This is a genomic window from Rhodococcus sp. 15-649-2-2 (assembly GCF_002258645.1).
GTDB lineage: Bacteria > Actinomycetota > Actinomycetes > Mycobacteriales > Mycobacteriaceae > Rhodococcoides.
Genome location: NZ_NPFM01000015.1, coordinates 78,258 through 85,489 on the forward strand (window position 1 = coordinate 78,258; position 7,232 = coordinate 85,489).

Sequence of the window (7,232 nt, forward strand, 5' to 3'; positions counted from 1 at the left end):
GGAGATCAAGACCATGACCACTGCAACCATCGGTTTGTTCGTGGGACTTCTGCTGGCCATCGCCGCAGCAGCCGGCGGTTTCACCGGCTTCCTCATCGCCATCGTCCTCGGCGGCCTCGGCTTCTTCGTCGGACGCTACATCGACGGCGAACTGGACCTGAACTCGATCATGCGTGGTCGCGGTCGTGACTGAGACAGCGGTGGAGCCCGGTGAGCGAGGCTCACTGGAAATCAAGCACAAAGCCGTCGAGCGCCTCGCCGTTCTCGCAGCTCGCGGCACCGAATCGGTCACCGACCGCAACCCCGGGCTACGCGTCCTCGGCGGACGTGACCTGCCGAAGGCCGACGTGACGATCAACGGGACACGCGTCCGTGCGCAGGTTGCCGTGGCCGTCACCTGGCCGTCGCCACTGGCGAAGGTCGCCGCCAATGTCCGCGCGGCAGTGGCAAGAGATCTGTCCGAGCTGGGCATCTACACAGTCGACCGAGTCGACGTCACCGTCCAGTGCGTGCCCGCCGAAGCCACCGTCGAAGAAGGGAGAGTGCAATGAGCGAGAAGCCGAGCAAGAAGCCGGTGGCAAACCCTACCGCCGCTGTCCCTGCTGTTCTGTTCGCACTCCTCCTCATCGGTGCCGGGGTGGTCCTCGGCCGTGAGGCATTGCTGAAGCTCGGCGCCCTCGACGGGTCCGAATGGGTCGGCCCCGCGGCTACGCATCTGGATGGGCTCACCGCGCAGAGCTGGATGCTGCCCGGCGGCATCGCCGCCGTCGTCATCGGCTTCATCCTTGTTTTCGTCGCCGTCCGCCCACGCCGACGCACCCATCGTGCTCTCACCGAACAAGATGTCTGGCTCCGCAAGGGTGACGTCGCCGCAGTGGCTCGCGCCGCCGCTCTCGACAACGTCGGAGTCGATTCCGCGACGGCCAAGGCCGGCAACAAGAAGGTCACCGTTGCCGCGTCCACCGTGACCGGCACCGACACCTCGGCCCTGAAATCCTCGATCGTCACCTCCGTGGACGATGCCCTCCGCCCACTCGCGTCGGCACCGAAAGTCCGCACCCGAGTGCGAACGACAGGACAAGCCTCATGAAGCGCGCTACCGCATCCCTCGACCGAACAAGTACGGCGGTCGTCGGGCTCGCACTGATCGCCCTCGGCGGTGGAGCCATCGCATGGGAACGCGGCAAGTTCCCCGGCCGCGAGCGAATCGATGCCGCGTTCGTCGACACCACCGTCGATGCAGGGTGGTGGCCCTGGGCACTCGGAGCAGCCGCAATCGTCCTCGTTCTTCTCGGACTCTGGTGGCTCCTCGCGCACCTGCCGCGCCGCTCGGTCGGCACCGTCGCATTTGCCTCCACAGCAGACTCCGACGTCGGCGGCAGGCTCAGTGTCGATCTGACCACCGCCGCCAAGAGTGCAGCGAAATCTCTGGCAGCCCACGAGGGTGTCGTGTCCGCTTCCGGCCGCTCGGTGTCCGACCGCGGCGAGCGGGTCGTCGAGATCACCGCAACCCTCGATCCCGCGGTGACGTCACTCGACACGGTCTCCGCGGCGGCAGCACAGACGCGCAACGACATCGTGACATCGCTGGACGGCACCCCGGCTGCAGTGCGAATCCTGTTGCAGTGCGGCAAGTCTCGGAAGCAGTCCGCTCGCGTGAGCTGATCGGCTCACTTTTCAACTCCTACACCGAATCGTCATGCCGTACGCTGTACGGTATGACGATTCTGGTAACCGGTGCAACCGGCAATATCGGCCGCATGCTCGTCGACCACCTTCTGGCCGCGGGACGAACCGATGTGCGAGCGTTGACCAACCATCCCGAACGCGCGCAATTGCCCGCGGGCGTGGAGATCGCCGAGGGGTTTCTCGGTCGGGTGGATTCTCTGCCCGACGCCCTGATCGGTGTCGATCAGATCTACCTGGCCCCGTATCCGAGCACGATCGAACCTGTCCTCGAGCTCGCCCGAGCCGCGGGGGTACGGCATGTCGTCGATCTCGCCGGTCCACCCGAGAACTGGTGGTATCCGATCTCCGTGGCGGTCGAGAAATCCGGGATGCACTGGACTCACCTGTGGCCGGGCGAATTCATGGAGAACTCGACGATGTGGGCGGAGCGAATCATCGAATCCGGTTGCGTCCGTGAGCCGTTCCCCGATGCCGCCAATGCCCCGATAGCGATGGACGACATCGCCTCGGCGGCGGCGGCCGTTCTCATCGACGAACAGACGCATCACGGTAGATCCCATGTTCTCACCGGACCCGAAACCCTCACGCGCGTCCAATTATTGGACAGAATTTCCGGCGCTGTCGGCCGCCCCTTGACCTTCGAGACGGTCAGCCGACAGGAGACCATCGACGACTTGACTCCCAGCATGGGGGACTTTGCGATCACCTATGTCGACGGGCTCGAGTCCTCGGTGGACAATCCGCAGCAGGTCGACCGAACGCTGACCGAGATCACCGGCACCGCTACGACATTCGCGCACTGGGCGCGGCGCAACGTCCACTCGTTTCGCTGATCTACCGGTCGAACTCGATCTCTCCGATCAATCCGTGATGATCCGATCCCGGGAGATCGATTCTCTCCAGTGATCGAGCGTGTCCGCTGTTGGACAGGATGTGATCGATACCCACGACAGCGGGCGTGCCCTTGTCCGTGGGATACGTCGGCACCAAGCCCTTCCCCAATTGCGCTGCGGCGTCGGAGTATCCGGCATCGAGGAGGTTGCGGAACTTCTTGTGCGAATAGGTCGTGTTGAAGTCTCCGCTGACGATCACCGGTCCGGTGCCCGACACGGCCTCCAGATCGCCTCGGAGAGTGTCCAGTTCAGCGGTCCAGATGTCTGCCGGAGTGACGTAAGCGGGTCCCGGGTGCACGGCCAGTAGCGAGATCGGCTCCGAATCGGGGACCTCGATTCGGGTCGCAAGATTCACCGGACCGTATCCGACGAGTTCGCGATTGTCGGATATCGGCAGCCGACTGTAGATCCCGGCCCCACCGCCGCCCGTCACGTACGGCCGAAGGTAACTGTAGGGAAAGAGCTCTTCCATGCCTGCGTCACGCAGACCGATCACCGACTCGTCGGTCAATTCCTGAATTGTGACGACGTCGACGAAGTTCTCGCGCGCCTGACCGACCACAGCCGCCGGATCAGCGCGTCCCACCATCAAATTTGCCTGCATCACACGCAGCCGCACACCGTCGGAGCTCGGCACCGCGTCGGCCACGTAGAGCGGTGCGTACGACACTGCACCTGCCGCCAGCACGAGCGTCGAGACTCCCGCGAGAACCCAGCGCCGCCCGATCAGCGCCACGAGTGCGCCGAGTACAACAGCGATGAACATCAACGGAACGAACGACGCCAGTGCGATCAGCACGTTGACGCGGGTGTCGGTGTAGTACACGCCCAACGCCACCAGGCCGGTGAGGATGCCCAGAATCGCGATCGTGCCGGTGAGTATCCGTACCCAGGTTCGCTGCATCGGCCCTAGGGTAGCTACGCCCGGACGCCGATGGTCAATGCTCTGAACGTCGTCCAGGTCAGCGACACCAGACCACGAACCGCCGCGAGCGAGAACGCGGTGGACCACACCGTCCGCGTCGAGGGGCCGGGCACCGGCACGCCGGCAAACCGATCGGCCAGCCAATCCAGGGTGAGGGGCGCACAGAGCGGATGTAGCGACAGGTGCTCGCTCAGCCGATCTCGCAGGTACGTCACATGGGCACCGGCTTCGTTGTACCGCTCGACCTGCCCGTCCACGTCGTCGACGGCGATGATCTGATCGTGCACCGCCTGGATCACCAGCAGCGGAGCCGTCGGGGCAATGCGACCGGGCTGGATGTCGAGGAACACCTGCACGATTTCGGGCAACGCCAGCAGATCGGCCAGCGGGACGTCGATGTACTTGTCCAGATCGTGTCGGGCCAATCGGGTGACGGCCCGGACGGTCGTCATCGACTCGACGGAATCGAGAATGCGCATTCCGTCCTCGTTGACGTACTGGCGGATGACCCGGTCCAGGTCGGGGTAGGTACGCCGCAAGCCAGCCACCACCAGCGTCGGCAACGCTGCGTGCAGCGTCGCATTGAGCCGGGTGAATGCCGATCCCGGATCTCCGACGGGCGAGCCGAGAGCGGCACCGACCAACTCGATCTCCGGCGCGTACTCCGGTGCCATCTCCGCGGCCCAGGACGTCGCGAGGCCGCCGCCCGAGTAACCCCACAGCGCGACGGGCGTGTTGTCGTTCAATTCGAGTGGCTCGAACGACAGCGCCGCGCGGATGGCATCGAGCGTGCAGAAACCGGGTTCCTGCGGCGAACCCCAGTGCCCGTCGGGGCCCTCGTGGTCCGGGATCGAGATGGTCCACCCGCGACGCAGGGCATGCAGAACCAGCAGGAACTCGAACTGTGGAACGGCACCGACGGCCTTCGAGCCACGGCGAAGCGCGTACGACGGAAAGCACGAGGACGCGACGCCGTCGATGGCGCACTGATACGACAACAGGACCGGCTCGGCGTTCCGCGGGCGCAGCACCGTCGTGACGCTGGCCTGGGGAAGACCGCCCAGATCTGCGGTGCGGTACAGCAGCTGCCACGCATCGACTCGCTGGCGTACGCGACCGAACATCGCGACCTCGACCGGCCGTACCTTGAGAATCGTCCCGGGAAGCGCCGATTCATAGCCCGCGGGCGCGGTGTAGAACGGATCGTCCTCGGGCCTGGTCGCGTCGTTGCGGAGCGGTGCTCGTTCCACCGGCCAGGACTGTTCGTCCTCCATCGATCTGTCGACGCTCATATCCCACCGCTTCTTGTCCGAGTCTCTTCGTCACACTAACTTGCCCTCGACGACCCCATTTCATGCAGCCTGCTGCCAATTTGTGATCAGGACATCGGTCGCGTAGCTCAGGTCGAGGCCCTCACCGCCCCAGTTCGGGACGATGGCGTCGGGTGCGATGCCGCCGTACTGCCGCCTGATCTCGTCGGCGTCTCCCGACACGGCGGGAGCGTGGATGATCTCGGTTCCCGAGGGATGGCGAAACGAGAAGCATTGATCTCCACGGGCTTCGATGAAGAAGTAACCGTCGTGCAGCGCTCGATGATGCTCGCCGCACAGCAGCACCAGGTTGTCGAGCGTGGTCTCACCACCGCGCGAGCGATAGGTGACGTGATGCGCATGCATGAAGCGGGTTCGACCGCATCCCGGCACCGCACAGCATCGGTCTCGAATGATCAACTGGCGCATCTGAGTTCGGCTCGGGGATTTGGCAGTCGAACTCCACCGCACAGTCTTTCCCAGCCGGCCGTGGCCGACAGTCCGCATGACTGCAGAACACAGCACCTGAGCCAGCGTTTCGTCGTCCAAACCCGGCCCGTCGTCGAAATGGGCATGATCGTGACCCGCTTCCTCCATACCACCGATGTGCACCAACACCTCTGCAGCAGGGGAGACAACCGGAGAGTCCAGTGCAGCGCACACCATCTCGGCCATCGCGATCATCGCCGGAACCGGATTGGGCGGCGCAGGGGCGGCTCGGTCGGCGTCCGCCTCGTCGCCGGTTCGGGTCCGCTCGTATTCGGCCCTGGTCAACGCGGCCAGAAACCGCTTCCCGTCCTCCGGCCGAAATCGCGCACTGACCACGAGCGAGCCGTCGTTCTCGTCCCAGCGCCACCGTCCCAGACACGGGTCCAGATCCACACCGTTTCGCCGAGTGGGGCGCATCGCCTTCTTCAGACCACGGCACAGGCGCTCGATATGCGCGGCCGGCGCATCCAGTGCCTTCTGGAGCAGCGACGCCTCGTTCTCGGCCGTGGCCACACGCGTCATCGCGCGCACTTTGGAGTACGAGATCGTGCCGCTCAGATACGCCGACGTGATCAACGGCAGCTCCCGCATCGCCTTGGCCACCCGCACCTGCTCGCGGGCGGTGTGCAGATCGACTCCCGCCCGCCACGACAACCAATGCGCACAGGACCGCAGCTCCCATGCCGCCCATCCGAGTCGAGAGTCGAATTCGCCCACCAGGATCAGATACTGAGCCGACGCCGCAGCGATCTGACCTGCCAAAGCGCAGATTTCGGACTCGATTTGTTCGATCTCGGCCGACCCTGCCTCAACCATGTCGCTCATGAACGCCCCCATTCATCGAATGCATGTTCGACAACGGTACGACGGGGCACCGACAAGAACTTCAGGCAGACAGCACTTGCGTCCCCGCGGGGACGTTATTGCGCTTGCTTTCTGGCCGGTGGGCCCGATACTGACACCAGATGCTGGTTCCGACCGAAGGGTGGTGCAGCCGTGGGGACTACCGACACCTGGGGGATTGCCAGCGCAGACTTTCTGCGGTGGTATCTGCTCGCCGCGTTTCTCGCCGTGGCCCTGGTGCTGCTGAGCAATTGGCTCGCCTCGCACCGGTCTGTTCCCGCCTCTCGTACCGGGCGGGTGCTCACGCCGCCCGAGGTCGGGGCACTCACCAACGACACGCAGGCAGTGATGGCGTCGTTGGCGATCCTCCGAGGTGCAGACGTGATCGACTCCCGGGGCAGAGTGCGGCGCGCCCTGACCGCCACCGAGCGGACACATCTGGATTGGTTCACCCGCACCGTCCTCGAACGACTCGGCAGCGGCAAAGCACCCCTGGTTCGATCCCGACTGGTGACGAACATGTCCGTAGCGTGCGCGCAGCTGCGGAGCCAGCTCATCAATGAGGGTCTGCTGCACGGGCGGTCCGAGCGTGGTGCATCGACTGTCCGTGTGTTCCCCATCTTGTTCGTCGCAGCCGTCGGATTCGTACGGGTGATCTATGGCATCGCGAATGGGAAACCGGTGCTGTTCCTCGTCGGCATCATCTTATTGCTGCTGCTCACACTCCCGTTCGTTCGGCGTCGACGCCGCCGCACCGCACAAGGAGACGCGGAACTCCGACGCCTTCGCGTCGAGAACGACTATCTCTCACCGCGCTCTCGTCCGTCGTTCACCGCGTACGGGCCGTCACGAGCGGGCATGTCGGCTGCACTCTTCGGAGCGGGGGCTCTGCTGATGCTCGATCCGGCCATGGCGGGTGCCCTCAGTTATGGCTCTGCCCAGGCCGGCGGAGCCGCATCGTTCGGTTTCGGCGGGGACAGTGGTGGCGGTAGCAGCGGTGACGGAGGCGGCAGCAGCTGCGGTGGTGGAGGCGGCTCCGCCGGCCTGGGCAGAGCCATAACTGAGGGCACCGGCCATAGCGGA

The 7,232-nt window shown here is 65.0% G+C and carries 9 protein-coding genes; 6 read left to right on the forward strand and 3 right to left on the reverse strand.

Annotated features, from left to right (window positions below; translation table 11 throughout):
• Window positions 1-13: 13 nt before the first annotated feature.
• From CH305_RS07650 to CH305_RS07670, 5 genes are read left to right on the forward strand one after another with little or no spacing between them, the layout of a single operon-like run.
• Window positions 14-193 (forward strand): hypothetical protein, encoded by a 180-nt coding sequence (locus CH305_RS07650; protein ID WP_027495126.1) that lies wholly within the window; start codon window positions 14-16, stop codon window positions 191-193.
• A complete protein-coding gene (locus CH305_RS07655; RefSeq protein ID WP_037152512.1) occupies window positions 186-551 on the forward strand; it encodes an Asp23/Gls24 family envelope stress response protein in 366 nt (121 codons plus the stop codon). Before CH305_RS07650 ends, CH305_RS07655 begins: the two co-directional genes overlap by 8 nt.
• Entirely contained in the window at window positions 548-1,090 is a 543-nt protein-coding gene (locus CH305_RS07660; RefSeq protein ID WP_052058515.1) for a DUF6286 domain-containing protein, read from the forward strand. The genes CH305_RS07655 and CH305_RS07660 overlap by 4 nt, the downstream gene beginning before the upstream one ends.
• Window positions 1,087-1,665, forward strand: a complete 579-nt coding sequence (locus CH305_RS07665; protein WP_094703308.1) for a hypothetical protein — start codon at window positions 1,087-1,089, stop codon at window positions 1,663-1,665. Before CH305_RS07660 ends, CH305_RS07665 begins: the two co-directional genes overlap by 4 nt.
• Before the next feature lie 53 nt (window positions 1,666-1,718).
• The gene (locus CH305_RS07670) at window positions 1,719-2,522 is read left to right on the forward strand and encodes an SDR family oxidoreductase (protein ID WP_094703309.1); all 804 of its coding nucleotides are present in this window, start codon (window positions 1,719-1,721) and stop codon (window positions 2,520-2,522) included.
• A 1-nt stretch (window position 2,523) separates the two neighbouring features.
• Here CH305_RS07670 and CH305_RS07675 read toward each other — a convergent pair whose 3' ends face one another.
• From CH305_RS07675 to CH305_RS07685, 3 genes are read right to left on the reverse strand one after another with little or no spacing between them, the layout of a single operon-like run.
• Window positions 2,524-3,486, reverse strand: coding sequence for an endonuclease/exonuclease/phosphatase family protein (locus CH305_RS07675; protein ID WP_052058517.1), 963 nt, complete (start codon window positions 3,484-3,486; stop codon window positions 2,524-2,526).
• Window positions 3,487-3,500: 14 nt separating this feature from the next.
• The gene (locus CH305_RS07680) at window positions 3,501-4,799 is read right to left on the reverse strand and encodes a lipase family protein (RefSeq protein ID WP_094608844.1); all 1,299 of its coding nucleotides are present in this window, start codon (window positions 4,797-4,799) and stop codon (window positions 3,501-3,503) included.
• Window positions 4,800-4,859: 60 nt separating this feature from the next.
• Complete coding sequence (locus CH305_RS07685; RefSeq protein ID WP_256983601.1) at window positions 4,860-6,131, reverse strand: HNH endonuclease; 1,272 nt, start codon at window positions 6,129-6,131, stop codon at window positions 4,860-4,862.
• Window positions 6,132-6,302: 171 nt separating this feature from the next.
• On the opposite strand from CH305_RS07685, the gene CH305_RS07690 reads away from it, so the two are divergent.
• Window positions 6,303-7,232, forward strand: a 930-nt coding sequence (locus tag CH305_RS07690) for a TIGR04222 domain-containing membrane protein (RefSeq protein WP_256983602.1), incomplete at its 3' end; no start/stop codon positions are given.